This is a genomic window from Streptomyces longisporus, assembly GCF_039532765.1.
Taxonomy (GTDB): Bacteria; Actinomycetota; Actinomycetes; order Streptomycetales; family Streptomycetaceae; genus Streptomyces; species Streptomyces longisporus.
The window spans coordinates 675,936-692,522 of the sequence record NZ_BAAASG010000011.1; the positions used below are offsets into that span (position 1 = coordinate 675,936).

At 69.6% G+C, this 16,587-nt stretch carries 10 protein-coding genes and 1 pseudogene; 4 read left to right on the forward strand and 7 right to left on the reverse strand.

Annotated features, from left to right (window positions below; translation table 11 throughout):
• Window positions 1–52: 52 nt before the first annotated feature.
• Entirely contained in the window at window positions 53–4,999 is a 4,947-nt protein-coding gene (locus tag ABD355_RS25550; RefSeq protein ID WP_344402952.1) for an NAD-glutamate dehydrogenase, read from the reverse strand.
• Window positions 5,000–5,576: 577 nt separating this feature from the next.
• Between ABD355_RS25550 and ABD355_RS25555 the strand changes: the two are divergent.
• Window positions 5,577–6,142: pseudogene (locus ABD355_RS25555) on the forward strand (DJ-1/PfpI family protein).
• 101 nt (window positions 6,143–6,243) lie between these two features.
• Here the strand turns inward: ABD355_RS25555 and ABD355_RS25560 are convergent.
• Window positions 6,244–6,909, reverse strand: coding sequence for an HAD family hydrolase (locus ABD355_RS25560; RefSeq protein ID WP_344402953.1), 666 nt, complete (start codon window positions 6,907–6,909; stop codon window positions 6,244–6,246).
• Between the two features lie 45 nt (window positions 6,910–6,954).
• On the reverse strand, window positions 6,955–7,470 hold the full coding sequence (locus tag ABD355_RS25565; RefSeq protein WP_344402954.1) for a DUF6912 family protein: 516 nt from the start codon (window positions 7,468–7,470) through the stop codon (window positions 6,955–6,957).
• Window positions 7,471–7,782: 312 nt separating this feature from the next.
• Between ABD355_RS25565 and ABD355_RS25570 the strand changes: the two genes are divergently transcribed.
• Complete coding sequence (locus tag ABD355_RS25570) at window positions 7,783–8,520, forward strand: Rv3235 family protein (RefSeq protein ID WP_344402955.1); 738 nt, start codon at window positions 7,783–7,785, stop codon at window positions 8,518–8,520.
• 98 nt (window positions 8,521–8,618) lie between these two features.
• On the opposite strand, the gene secA is transcribed toward ABD355_RS25570, so the two are convergent.
• Window positions 8,619–11,432, reverse strand: a complete 2,814-nt coding sequence (secA, locus tag ABD355_RS25575) for a preprotein translocase subunit SecA (protein WP_344402956.1) — start codon at window positions 11,430–11,432, stop codon at window positions 8,619–8,621.
• Window positions 11,433–11,713: 281 nt separating this feature from the next.
• Here secA and ABD355_RS25580 point away from each other — a divergent pair, with 281 nt between their 5' ends.
• Complete coding sequence (locus ABD355_RS25580) at window positions 11,714–12,304, forward strand: GNAT family N-acetyltransferase (RefSeq protein ID WP_344402957.1); 591 nt, start codon at window positions 11,714–11,716, stop codon at window positions 12,302–12,304.
• Between the two features lie 52 nt (window positions 12,305–12,356).
• Complete coding sequence (locus ABD355_RS25585) at window positions 12,357–13,553, forward strand: winged helix-turn-helix domain-containing protein (protein WP_344402958.1); 1,197 nt, start codon at window positions 12,357–12,359, stop codon at window positions 13,551–13,553.
• A gap of 18 nt (window positions 13,554–13,571) precedes the next feature.
• Here ABD355_RS25585 and ABD355_RS25590 read toward each other — a convergent pair whose 3' ends face one another.
• The 3 genes from ABD355_RS25590 to ABD355_RS25600 form a co-directional block, all read right to left on the reverse strand.
• On the reverse strand, window positions 13,572–14,318 hold the full coding sequence (locus tag ABD355_RS25590; RefSeq protein ID WP_099929264.1) for a response regulator: 747 nt from the start codon (window positions 14,316–14,318) through the stop codon (window positions 13,572–13,574).
• Window positions 14,319–14,523: 205 nt separating this feature from the next.
• Entirely contained in the window at window positions 14,524–15,216 is a 693-nt protein-coding gene (gene hpf / locus ABD355_RS25595) for a ribosome hibernation-promoting factor, HPF/YfiA family (protein WP_260326615.1), read from the reverse strand.
• Window positions 15,217–15,529: 313 nt separating this feature from the next.
• Complete coding sequence (locus ABD355_RS25600; RefSeq protein ID WP_344402959.1) at window positions 15,530–16,465, reverse strand: ComF family protein; 936 nt, start codon at window positions 16,463–16,465, stop codon at window positions 15,530–15,532.
• Window positions 16,466–16,587: the final 122 nt, after the last annotated feature.

A 16,587-nucleotide genomic window follows, 5' to 3' on the forward strand; every position in this document is an offset into this window, starting at 1 on the left:
ACGAGGTGCCCCGAGCCGGTCGGCTCGGGGCACCTCGTTTTCGTACCGCCTGCTACGAGTGCGTGCGCAGCAGGGTGCGCATCGTGCGCATCGCCACCGACAGGTTGGCGAGGTCGAACGTCTCCGAGCTCTGGATCTCCTCCAGCGTCGTGCGCGCCCGGCCCAGGATCGCCGTGTTCTTCTCCTCCCAGGCCTTGAAGCGCTGTTCGGGAGTCGAGGTGCCGTTGCCCACCGCCAGGACGTCCGCGGTCAGCGCCGCGTGCGCCGCGTACAGGTCCTCACGGATGGAGGCGCGGGCCATGGACTGCCAGCGGTCGGCCCGCGGCAGTTCGATGATGCGGTCCATGAGCTGGGTGATGTGCAGCCGGTCGGCGAGGTCGTAGTACACCTCTGCGACGTCCAGCGGCTCCTTGCCCATGCGGTCGGCCACCGAGACGATGTCGAGCGCCGGGAAGGCGGAGGAGAACCCGGCCACGCGGGTGGCGAGCTCGTCCGGGACGCCGGCGCCGGTCAGCTCGTCGTGGATCTGCTGCCACCACTCGAGGTCCGCGCCGCGCAGCAGCTTGGTGAGCTGCTGCCACACCTGCTCGACGCGCTCGCCGAAGAAGTCCACCGTCTCCGCCAGCTGCAGCGGCTGCGGCCGGTTGTTGAGCAGCCAGCGCGTGCCGCGCTCCACCAGCCGGCGCGAGTGCAGCCGGATCCGGGTCTGGACGGCGGCCTCGACCCGGTTGTCCAGGCCCTCGACCGCGTCCCACACCGGTGCCGAGCAGAAGATCGCCCGGGCCGCGGTCTGCGCCCGCACGATCTCCTCGAGGGAGGCGCCGGTCTCCTCGCGCAGCCGGTGCAGATAGGTCGTACCGCCCGTGTTGACCGTGTCGTTGACCAGGACGGTCGTGGTGATCTCGCGGTGCAGCGGGTGGCCGTCGATGCGGTCGCCGAACGTCTCGCGCAGCGCCGTCGGGAAGTACGCGTGCAGCAGACCGCGCAGATACGGGTCGTCCGGCAGCGAGGTGTGCAGCAGCTCCTCGGCGACCGTGATCTTCGTGTACGCCAGCAGGACGGCCGTCTCGGGGCCGGTGAGGCCCTGGCCGGCGCTGAGGCGCTCGCGGATCTGGCGGTCGGTGGGGAGGAACTCCAGCGCCCGGTCGAGGTGCCCCTCGCGCACCATGTGGCGGATGAACCGCTGCTGGGCGTGGAGCATGTCCTTGGACTGGGCGAGGGCGTTGGCGAGCGCCGTGTTCTGCGCGTAGTTGTTGCGCAGGACCAGCGCGCCGACCTCGTCGGTCATCTCGGCGAGCAGCTTGTTGCGTTGCTTGACGGTCATGTCGCCGTCGGCGACCAGGCCGTTGAGCAGGATCTTGATGTTCACCTCGTGGTCGGAGGTGTCCACACCCGCGCTGTTGTCGATCGCGTCCGTGTTGATCTTGCCGCCGTGCCGTGCGAACTCGATCCGGCCGAGCTGGGTCAGCCCCAGGTTGCCGCCCTCGCCGACGACCTTGACCCGCAGGTCGGCGCCGTCGACCCGGATCGGGTCGTTGGCCTTGTCGCCGACGTCCGCCTGGCTCTCCGTGCTGGCCTTCACATACGTACCGATGCCGCCGTTCCACAGCAGGTCCACCGGGGCCTGGAGGATGGCCTTCATCAGGTCGGCCGGGGTCATCTTGGAGACCTTGCCCTCGATGCCGAGGGCCTCGCGGATGTGCGAGTTGAGCTGGATGGCCTTGGCGGTACGCGGGAACACGCCGCCGCCCGTGGAGATGAGCTCGGCGTTGTAGTCGGCCCAGCTGGAGCGCGGCAGCTCGAAGATACGGCGGCGCTCGGCGTACGAGGTGGCCGCGTCCGGGTTCGGGTCGATGAAGATGTGCCGGTGGTCGAAGGCGGCGACCAGCCGGATGTGCTCGCTCAGCAGCATGCCGTTGCCGAACACGTCACCGGACATGTCGCCGATGCCGACGACGGTGAAGTCCTCGCTCTGCGTGTCGACGCCCAGCTCCCGGAAGTGCCGCTTGACGGACTCCCAGGCGCCGCGGGCGGTGATGCCCATGCCCTTGTGGTCGTAGCCGGCCGAGCCACCGGAGGCGAAGGCGTCACCGAGCCAGAAGTTGTACGTCTGGGCGACACCGTTGGCGATGTCCGAGAACGTGGCGGTGCCCTTGTCGGCGGCGACCACGAGGTAGGTGTCGTCCTCGTCGTGCCGTACGACGTCCGCCGGGGGCACGACCTCGCCGGCCACCATGTTGTCGGTGATGTCGAGCAGCGCCGAGATGAACGTCTTGTAGCTGGCGATGCCCTCGGCCAGCCACGCGTCCCGGTCCACGGCCGGGTCCGGCAGCTGCTTGGCGACGAAGCCGCCCTTGGCGCCGACCGGCACGATGACGGTGTTCTTCACCATCTGCGCCTTGACCAGGCCGAGGATCTCGGTCCGGAAGTCCTCACGCCGGTCGGACCAGCGCAGACCGCCTCGGGCGACCTTGCCGAAGCGCAGGTGCACACCCTCGACACGGGGCGAGTACACCCAGATCTCGTACGCCGGGCGCGGCGCCGGCAGGTCCGGGATCGCCTGCGGGTCGAACTTCATGGACACGTACGCGTGCGGCTTGCCGCCCGCCGCCTCCTGGAAGAAGTTCGTCCGCAGGGTCGCCTTGATGACGGTCAGGAAGGACCGCAGGATCCGGTCCTCGTCGAGGGAGGCCACCTGGTCGAGGGCCGCGTCGACCTCTTCGAGCAGCGCGTCGACGATCTCGTGCCCGGCCCGCTGCCGGTCCGGGGACATCCGCGCCTCGAACAGCGAGACGAGCAGCCGGGTGGTGTGGACGTTGTTGCGGAGGGTGTCCTCCATGTAGTCCTGGCTGAAGGTGGAACCGGCCTGGCGCAGGTACTTGGCGTACGCCCGCAGCACCATCGCCTGCCGCCAGGTCAGTCCGGCGCTCAGCACCAGGGCGTTGAAGCCGTCGTTCTCCGCCTTGCCCGTCCAGGTGGCGGCGAAGGCGTCCTGGAAGCGCTCGCGGGCGTCGTCGCCGAGGTAGTCGCCGCCGCCGTTCTGCAACCTGGGCATGCGCAGGCCGAAGTCGTAGATCCACGCGCTGGTGCGGTCCGAGCAGCGCAGCTCGTACGGCCGCTCGTCCGTCACCTCGACACCGAGCCGGCTGAGGGCCGGCAGCACCGCGGACAGGGAGACGGCCTCACCCTTGCGGTAGATCTTGAACCGGCGCTCCTCGGGGGCGGCGCCGACGGGCTCGTACAGACTGAGCGAGAAGTCCTGGCCGCTGTCGGCCTGTGCCTCGCTGAGCTGCTCAAGGTGGACGAGGTCGGCGACCGCGGCACGGGGGGTGTGGTCGGCCTTGTAGCCCTCGGGGAAGGCGTTGTTGTAGCGGCGCAGCAGTTCGGCGGCGCGCTCCTCGCCGCACTCGGCGTTCAGCGCCTCGGCGAAGCCGTCGGCCCAGGAGCGGGCGGCCTCCACCAGGCGGGCCTCGATGCGGTCCTTGTCGGCGTCCGACAGCTGCGGCAGCTCGGTGCCCTGCGGGACCCGGACCACGAAGTGCAGCCGGGACAGGATCGACTCGGTGTTCCAGGCCGTGAAGTCGACGCTGGTACCGCCGAGTTCCTCCTTCAGGATGTCGATGATCCTCAGGCGCACACCGGTGGTGTAGCGGTCGCGCGGGAGGTAGACGAGGGCGGAGTAGTAGCGCCCGTACTCGTCCTGCCGCAGGTAGAGGCGCAGCCGCCGGCGCTCCTGGAGGTACAGGACGGAGGTGGCGATGGACTCGAGCTCGCTCGCCGGCGTCTGGAAGAGCTCGTCGCGCGGATAGGTCTCCAGGATCTGCAGCAGGTCGCGCCCGTCATGGCTGTTGGGCGAGAAGCCGGCGCGCTCCAGGACCTCCTCGACCTTGCGGCGGATGACCGGGACCCGGCGCACCGACTCGGTGTAGGCGGCGGAGGAGAACAGTCCGAGGAAGCGGCGCTCGCCGACGACATTGCCGTCCGCGTCGAACTTCTTGACGCCGATGTAGTCCAGGTACGAGGGCCGGTGCACGGTGGCCCGGCTGTTCGCCTTGGTCAGGACGAGGAGCTTGTGCTCGCGGGCCTTGGCGCGGGCATCGGCGGGCAGCCGCTCGAAGGACGGGCTCACCGGGTGGCTGTCGTCCCCGGCGTGGTGCGGGTCGGAACGCAGGATGCCGAGGCCGGTGCCGGGCACGGCGGCCAGCGAGTCGTCCTCACGCAGCTGGTACTCGCGGTAGCCGAGGAAGGTGAAGTGATCGGCGGACAGCCAGCGCAGCAGCTCGCGGGCCTCCTCGATGTCCTGCTCGCGCAGGTCGGTGGCGACGGGCTCCTTGGGCAGTTCGTCGGCCATGCGCAGCGCCGCGTCCCGCATCTTGTCCCAGTCCTCGACGGCCTCGCGGACGTCGGACAGCACACGCAGCAGGTCGGCGGTGATCTGCTTGAGGTCGCCACGGTCGGTCTCGCGGTCGATCTCGACGTGGATCCAGGACTCGGTGTGCGCGTCGTGCGGCAGTTCGCCGCCCGGCTGCACACTGAGCACCTCGATGAGCTTGCCGGTGACATCCCGGCGGACGACGATCTGCGGGTGGATGACGACGTGGATCCCGCGTCCCTGGCGCGTCAGCTCATTGGTGACGGAGTCGACCAGGAAGGGCATGTCGTCGGTGACGACCTCGACGACGGAGTGGCTGCACGTCCACCCGTTCTCCTCCACCGTGGGGGTGTGGACCCGCACGTTGGCCGTGCCCTGGGGGCGATTCTCGGCCAGCCGGTAGTGCGAGAGCGCGGCTCCGAAGATGTCGACCGGGTCGCGGCCGTTCAGGTCCTCCGGGGCGGTGTGCAGGTAGTAGCGCTGGAGGAACGCGAGCACGGTGTCCCGGTCTGGGGTGCTCTCGTCCGTCGTCCCGGTCGGTAGGTGCCCCCCGACCGGGCTGTTCTCAGCTACCCGGGCGGCCCTCTCGAGCAGCTCGGCCTTGGCTTCGTCCAGCTTGGTCTGCATTGTCCTCTGGCTCCTGTCGCGCGCCGTTGCGTGACGTAGAAGGAAGTACGGTCTCTTCCCCTGCGGCTCGACGCCACGGCCCGGGTTCTCCGGTCTGCTCCGACGCTATGCCGCAAGGTGAGATGAGCGGGAAGATATGAGCCATATTTGAGCTGCCCCGATGGTGTGACGCTGCTCTCCGCAGCGGCCGCTTCCAGGGGGCGAATGGCATCCCGGGAGCCCTTTTGGCCCCCTCCTGCCCGCGAAGACCAGCGACCGCCGCCCGGTCACGGAGGTGGTCCGTGCTCGCCGGGCGCAGGGCAGGGGCAACGGTGCCCCCGCGAGCTATCGCGCTGATCACGCCATAAGGCTATCGCTCGGTACGGGGGGCCCGTCATGAGCCGTATGTGTACAAAACCGGGGGTGGAACTTTGACACTCTGCACAGCGGCAAAGGCCCCACTGTCGTGCGGGCCGACGAAACGAACCCCTCATCTGATCCCCCTTGCCCGAATACGACCGGACCCCTTGGCAAGGCCTCCCCCAGGAGGCACGTTTGCCCATGACAGCGCACGCCCGCCCGAGGGGAGCCGCCCGACATGACCGCGAAAATCCTCATCGTCACCGGCGACGCAGCAGAGTCACTCGAGGTCCTGTACCCCTACCAACGCCTCCGCGAGGAGGGCTACGACGTCCATATCGCGGCCCCGCCCGCAAGAAGCTCCAGTTCGTCGTCCACGACTTCGAACCCGGTTTCGACACCTACACCGAGAAGCCCGGCTACACCTGGCCGGCGGATCTCGCCTTCGCCGAGGTCGATCCCGGCCAGTACGCCGCCCTCGTCATCCCGGGCGGCCGCGCCCCCGAGTACCTCCGCAACGACCCCGAACTCCGCAAGATCCTCAAGTCCTTCTTCGACGCGGACAAACCGGTCGCCCAGATCTGCCACGGCCCCCTGCTCACCGCGGCGGTCGACGGCCTGCGCGGCCGCCGCGTCACGGCGTACCCCGCCCTGGAACCCGACATGCAGTCCGCCGGCGCCACCTTCCAGGACACCGAGGCCGTGGTCGACGGCACCCTGATCTCCTCGCGCGCATGGCCGGACCACCCGGCGTGGATGCGCGAATTCCTCACGGTGCTACGGGCGAAGGCCCCGGTGGCGTGACGCAGCCGCGCCCGGCTGCTGGGGCGGCTCCCGTCGAAACCACCCCGCCTGCCGGCCTCAGTGTCGGGCGCTGCAAAACCCCGCCCAGCCCCGCGGCCCCCCTACGCAGCCAACCGCTCCGCCTCAGCAACCGCCTCCCCCAGGGTGTCCACCACCGGCACCCCCACCACCTCGAGGCTGGCCCGACCGTGCGACCCGCCGGTGTACAGCACCGCCCGCGCCCCCACATACCGCGCGGCCACCGCATCATCGGCGGCGTCCCCGATCACCACCGTGCGGGCCGGGTCCACACCGACCAGTGAGCCAAGGTGCCGCACCATGTGCTCCGCCTTGCTGCCCCCCGAGGGCCCGGTCCGCCCGTCGACGCGTATGAAGTGCGTCTCGATCCCGAACCCCCGCACCAACGGGACGAGTTCGTCATGCGTGTACATGCTCAGGATCGACTGACTGCGTCCCGCCGACCGCCACCCGGCGAGCAGCTCCGCCGCCCCTTCGGTCAGCCCGCAGCCGATCCGGTGCTCGGCGTAGTACCGGTGGAAGGTCTCGTCCATGACCTCCCATTCGGCATCCGTCGGCAGCCGACCCATGAGCCGCTCGTAGAACCTGGGCACCGGCACGCAGTACAGCGCCCGGTACCGCTCCAGCGTGATCGGCTCGAGGCCGAGCTCGGCGAACGCCGCGTTCGTCGCCCCGATGATCGCGTCATTGTCGTGGAACAGCGTGCCGTTCCAGTCCCAGACAATGTGCGCCCCTGTCTGCTTCCCCATGCCAAAAACGTACCCGCCGCCACTGACAATCAAGAGACGGTGGGCTCAGTCCCCGAGGCCGACCAGGTGGGGGATCTCCTGCGTCGCGTACCACAGCAGTTCGTGGTCCTCGGCGCCGTCCACCACGAACTGGGCGTCGTCGTCCCCGCGGTCCGCCGCTTCGAGCGCCTCGGCCGCGGCGGCCACGTCCTCCTCCGCATCGTCGAGGTCGACGTGCACGGCGGCGGCCTTCGCCAGCGCCACGGTCCCGGTCACCCGCACCTCGCCGAGCGCGGCCGGGTCGAGGCCCCGGTCCGGGTCCGCGGACGCGGCGCCGTCGGGCACGTCGACGGCGACCACGACCCGGCGCCGTGCCGCCGCGGGGTCCGCGGCCAGCAGCCGGAGCGAGGCCAGCGCGGCGCGGTTGAGGGCCGCGTACTCCAGTTCCTCGATGTCGTCCGAGAGGTACCACTCGCGCAGGGCGGGCGTGACGGCGTACGCCACGAGCGGCCCTGCCCCCAGCTCTCCCGTCTTGTACGCCTCGGCGAGACCGGAGAGGGTCAGGGGGACGTAGACGCGCATGGCTGGCCGCTTTCGTGGTCGGTGGCTGGGCGCTCACGCGCCTCCTGAAGCGCCTTCAGGATACGTGCGGGCGTCCCCTTTCGAGTCCCTGCCCGCAAGCCCGGAGGCGTCCACTTCAGGCCTCGGAATTCACCCGGGGCACCCCCGTGATCACGGGGTTCCCCACCCCCTCCGCCACCCTGATAGGTGAAGATTCCGACCGCCCCGGCCCGGCTCCCCGTGTGCTTGCTGCCGTCACCCCTGGCCCCGTACAAGATCCCCAACACCAAGTTACCGACGGGTATCAACTCGTCTCACCGAACGGGGACGCACATGCACAAGATCATGACCAGGGCACAGCACCAGCCGGGCGCCCGCCCTCCCGGCCGCCGCGATTCCCGCCGCCCCGGCGGCGCCCCGCCCCGCACCCCGGGCGGAGCCCCGACCCGCACCGCCCCGGGCGGCGGCCGCCCACCGGGCACCCGGACGGACAGCCCCTCCCCGAGCACAGGGCCCGCCGACAACCGCCCGCCGACAGCCCCTGCCGCTGCGGCCACGAGCACTACCAGCGCCCGCACGGGACCGGGGCGCCCGCAGGGCACCACCACTACGGCTCCGGGAGCGCATGCCGCCACCGAAGCCCGCGCCACCACCCACGGGTCGTCCAAGACGGCTCCCGCCCCAGAAGAAACCGCCTGCCCCACAGGTCACTCCCGGCCGATCCCGCAGCCCCGCCCCACCGATGTCTTCGCCGACCTCCTCCTCGCCGTGCTGAGCGGTCAGCGCCCCGTCCACTCGATGCTGCGGCACACCGCGGGCCGGGCCTACGACGAACTGGCCTGGCTCGCCGAACGCGGCCCCCTGCGCACCCGCGGCGCACGCCCGGTCGTCCGCGACATCGGCTACTACGAAGCCCGTCCCGGCGCCGTCGAGGCCTTCGCCCGCATCGGCGCAGGTGACCAGCTGCGGGCCATGGCCTTCCGCCTGGAACGGGGCCGGGACCTGCGCTGGCGCTGCACGGCGGTGGAACTCGGCGGTCCTCGCCCGCCGCGCCCCACCGGGGACGACTAGACGACCGGAGGGGCTGCCACCCAGCCCGCACCGCAGTACGCGGAAGGGCCGGGCCACCCCGAGGTGACCCGGCCCTTCAAGCCGCTACGACGCGCCGCTCACTTCTTGCGGCGACGCCCGCTCCGGGACTGCTTGCGCCGCTCGGCGCGCGTGAGACCGTCGGCCTCCGAGCGCACCGGCTCCTCGTCGCCCACGAAGTCGCCCTCGATGGTGCCGCCCTCGCCGTCCACGGTCGGCGCGGAGAAGTGCAGGTTCCGGCGCTGCGGAGCGTCCAGCCCCTTGGCGCGGATCTCCGGGCGGCCGCCCGCCTGCGCCGGCACCACGTCCTGCTTCTCCATGTCGACCGGCTCGGCGTCCTCGACCGGGACCTCCTCGACCTGCTGCTCGACCTGGACCTCCAGGTTGAACAGGTAGCCGACGGACTCCTCCTTGATGCCCTCCATCATGGCGGTGAACATGTCGAAGCCCTCGCGCTGGTACTCGACCAGCGGGTCCTTCTGCGCCATCGCGCGCAGGCCGATGCCCTCCTGGAGGTAGTCCATCTCGTAGAGGTGCTCGCGCCACTTGCGGTCCAGGACCGACAGCACGACCCGGCGCTCCAGCTCACGCATGATCTCGGAGCCGAGCTGCGCCTCGCGTGCCTCGTACTGCTGGTGGATGTCTTCCTTGATGGACTCGGAGATGAACTCGGCGGTCAGACCGGCCCGGTCACCGGCCGCCTCCTCCAGCTCCTCGACGGTCACCTTCACCGGGTAGAGCTGCTTGAAGGCGCCCCACAGCCGGTCGAGGTCCCAGTCCTCCGCGAAGCCCTCGGCGGTCTCCGCGGCGATGTACGCGTCGATCGTGTCGTCCATGAAGTGGCCGATCTGCTCCTGCAGATCCTCGCCCTCCAGGACGCGGCGCCGCTCGCCGTAGATGACCTCACGCTGGCGGTTGAGGACCTCGTCGTACTTCAGGACGTTCTTACGGGTCTCGAAGTTCTGCTGCTCGACCTGCGACTGCGCGGACGCGATCGCGCGCGTGACCATCTTGTTCTCGATGGGCACGTCGTCCGGGACGTTCGCCATCGACATCACGCGCTCGACCATCTGGGCCTTGAAGAGCCTCATCAGGTCGTCGCCGAGCGAGAGGTAGAAGCGGGACTCGCCCGGGTCGCCCTGACGGCCGGAGCGACCACGCAGCTGGTTGTCGATACGCCGCGACTCGTGCCGCTCGGTGCCCAGGACGTAGAGCCCGCCGAGCTCCTTGACCTCTTCGAACTCCGCCTTCACGGCCTTCTCGGCACGCTCCAGGGCGTCGGGCAGGAAGTGCGCCCACTCCTCGATGTGCTCCTCGGGGTCGAGGCCGCGCTGGCGCAGCTCCGCCTCGGCGAGGTCGTCGGGGTTGCCGCCGAGCTTGATGTCCGTACCACGACCGGCCATGTTGGTGGCGACGGTCACAGCGCCCTTGCGGCCGGCCTGGGCGACGATCGTCGCCTCACGGTCGTGCTGCTTCGCGTTCAGCACTTCGTGCTGGATGCCGCGCTTGGAGAGCTGCTGCGAGAGGTATTCCGACTTCTCGACCGACGTCGTACCGACGAGGATCGGCTGGCCCTTCTCGTGCTTCTCGGCGATGTCGTCGACGACCGCCTCGAACTTGGCCACCTCGGTGCGGTAGATCAGGTCCGACTGGTCCTTGCGGATCATCGGCTTGTTGGTCGGGATCGGGACGACGCCGAGCTTGTAGATCTGGTGGAACTCGGCCGCCTCGGTCATCGCCGTACCGGTCATGCCGGACAGCTTCTTGTAGAGGCGGAAGAAGTTCTGCAGGGTGATCGTGGCGAGCGTCTGGTTCTCGTCCTTGATGTCCACCCCTTCCTTCGCCTCGATCGCCTGGTGCATGCCCTCGTTGTAGCGGCGGCCGGCGAGGATACGGCCGGTGTGCTCGTCGACGATCATGACCTCGCCGTCGATGACGACGTAGTCCTTGTCCTTCTTGAAGAGCTCCTTGGCCTTGATGGCGTTGTTCAGGTAGCCCACCAGAGGCGTGTTCACCGACTCGTAGAGGTTGTCGATGCCCAGCCAGTCCTCGACCTTGCTGACGCCGGACTCGTGGATGGCGACCGTGCGCTTCTTCTCGTCGACGTCGTAGTCGCCGGTCTCCTCGATGCCCTTGAGCGGGTTGCCCGCCTCGCCCTTCTTCAGGCGCGTGACCAGCTTGGCGAAGTCGCCGTACCACTTGGTGGCCTGGTCGGCCGGGCCGGAGATGATCAGCGGCGTACGGGCCTCGTCGACCAGGATGGAGTCGACCTCGTCGACGATGGCGAAGTTGTGGCCGCGCTGCACCAGTTCGTCCTTCGACCACGCCATGTTGTCGCGCAGGTAGTCGAAGCCGAACTCGTTGTTCGTGCCGTACGTGATGTCGCACTCGTACTGCTGGCGGCGCTCGGCCGGCGTCATGTTGGCGAGGATGCAGCCGACGCTCAGTCCGAGGAACTTGTGGACGCGGCCCATCATCTCGGAGTCGCGCTCGGCCAGGTAGTCGTTGACCGTGATCAGGTGAACGCCGTCCCCGGACAGGGCGTTCAGATACGCCGGCAGCGTGCCCACCAGGGTCTTGCCCTCACCGGTCTTCATCTCGGCGACATAGCCGAGGTGGAGCGCCGCGCCACCCATCATCTGCACGTCGTAGTGACGCTGCCCGAGGACGCGCTTGGCGGCCTCGCGCACGGTGGCGAACGCCTCGGGGAGCAGGTCGTCCAGGCTCTCGCCGTCGGCGTACCGCTGCTTGTACTCATCGGTGAGGGCCCGCAGCTCGGCGTCGGAGAGGTCGACGAAATCCTCTTCGATGGAGTTGACCTGGTCCGCGATGCGGTGCAGCTTGCGCAGGATTTTGCCTTCGCCTGCACGCATGATCTTCGAGAGGACGGACACGGGGGTTGGTCTCCTTGCCGGTCGGGCCTGGGACGGTCGGTTTCCATTTGACTTGCTGAGCAACGGCCATCGTATGCGAGGACCCCACCAAGCCGGGAGGCCCGCCGGTACGACGACCGCCGAAGGCTTCGGGCACCGCTTCAAATCTTCTTCAAAGGGGACAACGGACGGGCCCTGCGGATGGTGCCGCATGACGCCCACGAATTGCGCGAATTGTGATCACGCGCTCACGCACGGCAAAAGGATGGCGTCCGTGTCGGGCCTGCGAGGAGAATCAGCCGATGGAACCCGTCACGCTCACGACCTCCCGGCTGCTCCTGCGCACGGTCGGCCCCGAGGACACCGACGCGGTGTACGCCGCGGCCCAGGATCCCGACATCCAGCGCTGGACGACGATTCCCTCGCCCTACCTCGCCGAGCACGCCCGCACTTTCACCGAGGAACTCGCCCCCACGGGGTGGGCGAACGGTTCCATACTCACCTTCGCTCTGTTCCTCCCCGAAGGGGAGGAACTCGTCGGCATGCTCAGCCTCACCATGCATTCTCTGAGCATGGCCGAGATCGGGTTCTGGGCCACGAAGGAGCACCGCGGCAACGGCTATGTCACCGAGGCCGTCGTCGAGGTCTCCCGCTGGGCCTTCACCCAACTGTCGGTGGACCGCGTGGAATGGCGTGCGGAAGTCGGCAACAACGCCTCCCGCGCGGTGGCGGAGCGCGCCGGCTTCGTCATCGAGGGCGTGCTGCGCTCCGCGATCATCCACCGGGGCGTGCGCCGGGACTCCTGGGTGGGTGCGCTGCTGCCCTCGGACCTGGGGCTGGCCTCGACGGCGCCGTATCTCCCCGCACCCGCCTCAACCACGGCCGTCCAGTGACGAATTCGCAGGTCATCTAGCGTTGTCAGTGCCGCCGTCTATGGTGCCGACCATGACGTCCCCGCGCCCCGCCACCGATCTCTCGGCAGACGAAGCCCGCCGCATCGCCCTCCGTGCCCAGGGCCTTCTCGGCGCACCCGACCGCAGAGCCGGCGTCCGCGGCGTCCTGCGCCATCTCGGCGCGGTCCAGCTGGACACGATCTCGGTGCTGGCGCGTTCCCACGAGCTCATCGCGTACGCCCGCCTCGGCGCGGTGGGCCGCGCAAAGGTGGAGGACGCGTACTGGAAGGCGCCGGCCACCGCCCCTCACGCCTTCGAGTACTGGTCGCACGCCGCGTGCATCCTCCCCATCGAGGAGTGGCCCCACTTCGCCTTCCGCCGCCGCGCCTACCGAAACCGCCCGCACTGGAACCACGCCCTCCCGGACGGCACCTACGACCAGGTCATCAAGCAGCTCCGCGCCGAAGGCCCCCTCACGGCGACGGAGTTGGGCGGTGCGAAGCGCACCAGTGAGTGGTGGGACTGGTCCGGCGCCAAGGTCGCCGTGGAGCGTGCGCTGATGTACGGGGAGGTGGTGTGCGTGGAGCGCCGCGGCTGGAAGCGGGTGTACGACCTCGCCGAGCGCGCGATCCCGGACGCGCTGCTGCACGACGAGCTGGATGACACGGAGTGCCTGCGCCGGCTGGTCCGTCTGGCGGGCCAGTCCCTGGGCGTCGGCACGCGCGCGGACATCGCCGACTACCACCGCCTCAAGGGCGAGCAGGTCGACGCGGTGATCGCCGACTCGGGCCTGGTCCCGGTCACGGTCGAGGGCTGGTCCAAACCGGCCTGGGCCGACCCGGCCGCCCTGGAGACACCGCCGCGCGGCCGCCACCGCACCACGCTCCTGTCCCCCTTCGACTCCCTGATCTGGGAGAGGGCGCGCACGGAGCGGATCTTCGGCTTCACCCACCGCCTGGAGGCCTACACGCCGAAGCCGAAGCGGGTGTACGGCTACTTCGCGATGCCGGTCCTCGCCGGCGGCCGCCTCGTCGGCCGGGTGGACCCGGCCCGTGACGGCGCCACGCTGGTCGCCAAACAGGTCACCCTGGACGGCCCCAAGGCGGTCCCGGCCGTGGCGGAGGCGCTGGTCGAGGCGGCCAGCTGGGTGAACTGCACCGGCGTACGCGTGGAGCGCGTGGACGCCCCGGAGCTGCACGAGCCGCTCACCAGGGAGGTGACCCGGGCACTCGTCGCGGCAATGCGCTGACCGGGGGCCACCGGCCCGTCAGCGGATCTCGAGGATCTTCTCCCGCATCGCGTACACCACCGCTTCCATCCTGGAGTGCAGCTGCAGCTTCTCCAGGATGTTGCGGACGTGGTTCTTCACGGTGTTCTCGGAGATGAACAGCTCCTTGGCGATGTCCCGGTTGTTCATCCCGGTGGCGACGAGTTTGAGGACCTCCAGCTCGCGGTCCGTCAGCCGCGGCGCGGGCACCAGCCGGCGCTCGTCGGTCCGCTGGATCATCGACTTGAACTCGGTGAGCAGCTTCGACGCCATGGAGGGGCTGATCTGGGACTGCCCGTCGGCGACCGCGCGGATGGCGGTGGCCACCTCGTCCGTGGAGATCTCCTTGAGCAGATAACCGGTCGCGCCCGCCTTGATCGCGTCGTAGAGGTCGGCTTCCTCGTCACTGATCGTCAGCATGATGATCTTGGCGCTGGGGGCGACCTCCTTGATGGAGGTGCAGGCCTCGATCCCGCCCCGCTTCGGCATCCGTACGTCCATCAGGACGATGTCCGGCAGCAGGTCGGCCGCCTTGTCGACGGCCTCCGCACCGTCCCCGGCCTCCCCGACGACCTGGATGTCCTCCTCGGCCGCGAGCACGATCTCCAGGCCCCGGCGGAAGAGGGCGTGGTCGTCCACGACGAGGACTCTGATCGGCTCCTTGCGTGGAGAGCCCGCGTCCGGGCCCATGCCGACGACGCCGCCGTCGGCATCCTCGTCATGCATCGGTCCGAAGCTGTCCGCCATCGTTCCTCCCCCTGAAGGCTGTGGCCTGTGGTGCTGTGCCATCGCCAACCCAAGGCAGTGACCCACCGGTTGGGCCATTGCCGCCATGATTCCATGCCCGGGCGACAACGCGATGACAGAGCTGCTCGTGAAGGGGTCGCACACCGATGCCCCTGGGGGCGCACAGGCGCTCCAGGGGCACCGGCTCAGCCGTCAGCCGCGCGGGTCAGCCACCCAGCGTGCCGCCCGGCGCGGGAGACTGCGCCTGGGCAACCATCGGGTCGGTGCTGAGGTGGATGACGCCGTAGTCGTAAGCGTGCCGCCGGTAGACGACACTGGGTTCCTTCGTCTCGGAGTCGACGAACAGGTAGAAGTCGTGTCCGACCAGTTCCATCTCGTAGAGGGCCTGGTCGAGGGTCATGGGGGAGGCGACGTGGGTCTTCTCGCGGACGATGAGGGGGCCTTCGCCCTTGACCTCCAGTGAGCCGATCTTCTTGGTGGGCACTCCGTCCTGGTCTTCCTCGTGGACGGGGTGGCCGTTCCCGTTGAGCGTCGCCGCGCCCGGAACGTGGTCGGGGACCTCGGCGGCCGAGATCCTGCGCGCGCCGCGGCGAGAGAACCGCTTGTCGTGCTGCTTGCGCAGCCGGGCATCCAGCTTCTCCGCTGCCAGGTCCAGCGCCGCGTAGGGGTCGCTGGCCGCTGCCTCCGCCCGGATCACCGGACCGCGGGAGCGGAGCGTGATCTCCACTCGGTCACAACGGTCGGCCTGTCGGGGGTTGGGCTCCTTGGACACCTCGACGTCGAGGCTGATCACCTTGCCGTCGAGCTTCTGGATCTTCTCCAGCTTCAGCTTCTCGGCCACGTGCTTGCGGAACCGCTCGGGCACCTCGGTCTTGCGGCCCTTGACGACGATGTCCACGCAGAACTCCGTTCCCGGATCACTCCGCTCCACTGGCGGAGCATCTCCCTTTTGCACCAGGTTCCGGCGAGCTCCGGAACCTACGGACTCGGTGACTTCCACCTCCTCCCCCGCGGACAAGATCTCCACTCCACCGCCACGGGTGATTGTGAAAAACCCGCAGCACGGCATTCGGGTACGAGAGCGATGGCCTGCGCCTTTCTCTCACAACCGAACATATCTCGCCCGGACGGATGTCGTCACCCTCTACCGCGGCGTACCTCCGTTCAGGTGAATTGACCCTCTCATTACCTGCAACGATGCAAGTTGGCAGTCAGTTCCGGTTTATTTCGAAAGAATCTGGGGGCGCTGCGACCACGGCTGCGCAGATGACGTCACCTGCGCGACCCGCACCCGCCATTCCTGGCACTGAGTGCATACGGCCGGGCGACCCGACCGCCGAGCCGGCGATCTGTTCTCCTGTGCCTTCCCGAACGGCTGCCCTGTACACAGCCGTAGTTGCTTCGCCGTACGAAACCAGCCCCGAGAACTGCCGTTGTGCGACCGCCTGTTGTTCTCTCCTCCCGCAGGCGCCCGCCCTTTCTTCCGGCTCTGTCGCCGTCCGCACGGCACGCGCCGCTTCGGCCAGGGACGCGCCGGTGGTCATCAGGTCGTCGACGAGCACGACCGAACCGCCGCGCAGCAGCCGCTCTGCGCCCGGAGCCACCGCCAGGGCGCCCGCGAGATTGTCCATCCGCTGCCGGGAGTTGAGCCCCGACTGGTCGGCCACCGTGCGCCGCTGCCGCAGCACGGCGAGGACTCGGGCCGCGGTTCCGGTCCGCCGCAGCTCGCCCGCCGCCGCGAGGGCGATCCGCCGTGCCGGGTCGTGGCCGCGCGCCCGCACCGCCGCACGTGCGGACGGAACGGGAACGAGCAGTACGGGCACTCCACCGCCCGCAGCCGCAGGGCCGGCCGCCTCCCTGAGCGCCGCCTGCACGGCACCTGCCAGTGCCGTGCCGAGCGGTGCTGCGAGGGCCAGCGCGCCCCGTTCCTTGTGGGCCAGCAGCGTGGCCCGCACCTCGTCGGCGTACCGGGCGGCCGCGTGCACCACGGGCAGCCCGGGCGGCTCCGGCACCGGTCGCACCCGGCCCGGTGCGGTCCCGCTCAGGACGGCACGGCACTCCGGGCAGAGCACCGTGCGAGGCCTCCCGCAGCCTCCGCACTCGGCCGGCAGCACCAGGTCGGTGAGGTCCTGCCACCACCCCCGCATGCCCACCACTCTGCCAACGCCCGAGCTCCCCGGCCAGCCCTGTGGATAACTTCCCTGTGGACAAGTCGCCCGGGGTGCACATCGCCCCCTCGACGCGGCCGAAACGGCCACCCCCGGGCAGC

Excerpts from the sequence above, each read along its gene's own strand:
- ABD355_RS25550 (WP_344402952.1), bottom strand. The coding sequence starts at position 4,999 with ATGCAGACCAAGCTGGACGAAGCCAAGGCCGAGCTGCTCGAGAGGGCC.
- ABD355_RS25560 (WP_344402953.1), bottom strand. The coding sequence starts at position 6,909 with ATGGGGAAGCAGACAGGGGCGCACATTGTCTGGGACTGGAACGGCACG.
- ABD355_RS25565 (WP_344402954.1), bottom strand. The coding sequence starts at position 7,470 with ATGCGCGTCTACGTCCCCCTGACCCTCTCCGGTCTCGCCGAGGCGTAC.
- ABD355_RS25570 (WP_344402955.1), top strand. The coding sequence starts at position 7,783 with ATGCACAAGATCATGACCAGGGCACAGCACCAGCCGGGCGCCCGCCCT.
- ABD355_RS25580 (WP_344402957.1), top strand. The coding sequence starts at position 11,714 with ATGGAACCCGTCACGCTCACGACCTCCCGGCTGCTCCTGCGCACGGTC.
- ABD355_RS25585 (WP_344402958.1), top strand. The coding sequence starts at position 12,357 with ATGACGTCCCCGCGCCCCGCCACCGATCTCTCGGCAGACGAAGCCCGC.
- ABD355_RS25590 (WP_099929264.1), bottom strand. The coding sequence starts at position 14,318 with ATGGCGGACAGCTTCGGACCGATGCATGACGAGGATGCCGACGGCGGC.
- ABD355_RS25600 (WP_344402959.1), bottom strand. The coding sequence starts at position 16,465 with ATGCGGGGGTGGTGGCAGGACCTCACCGACCTGGTGCTGCCGGCCGAG.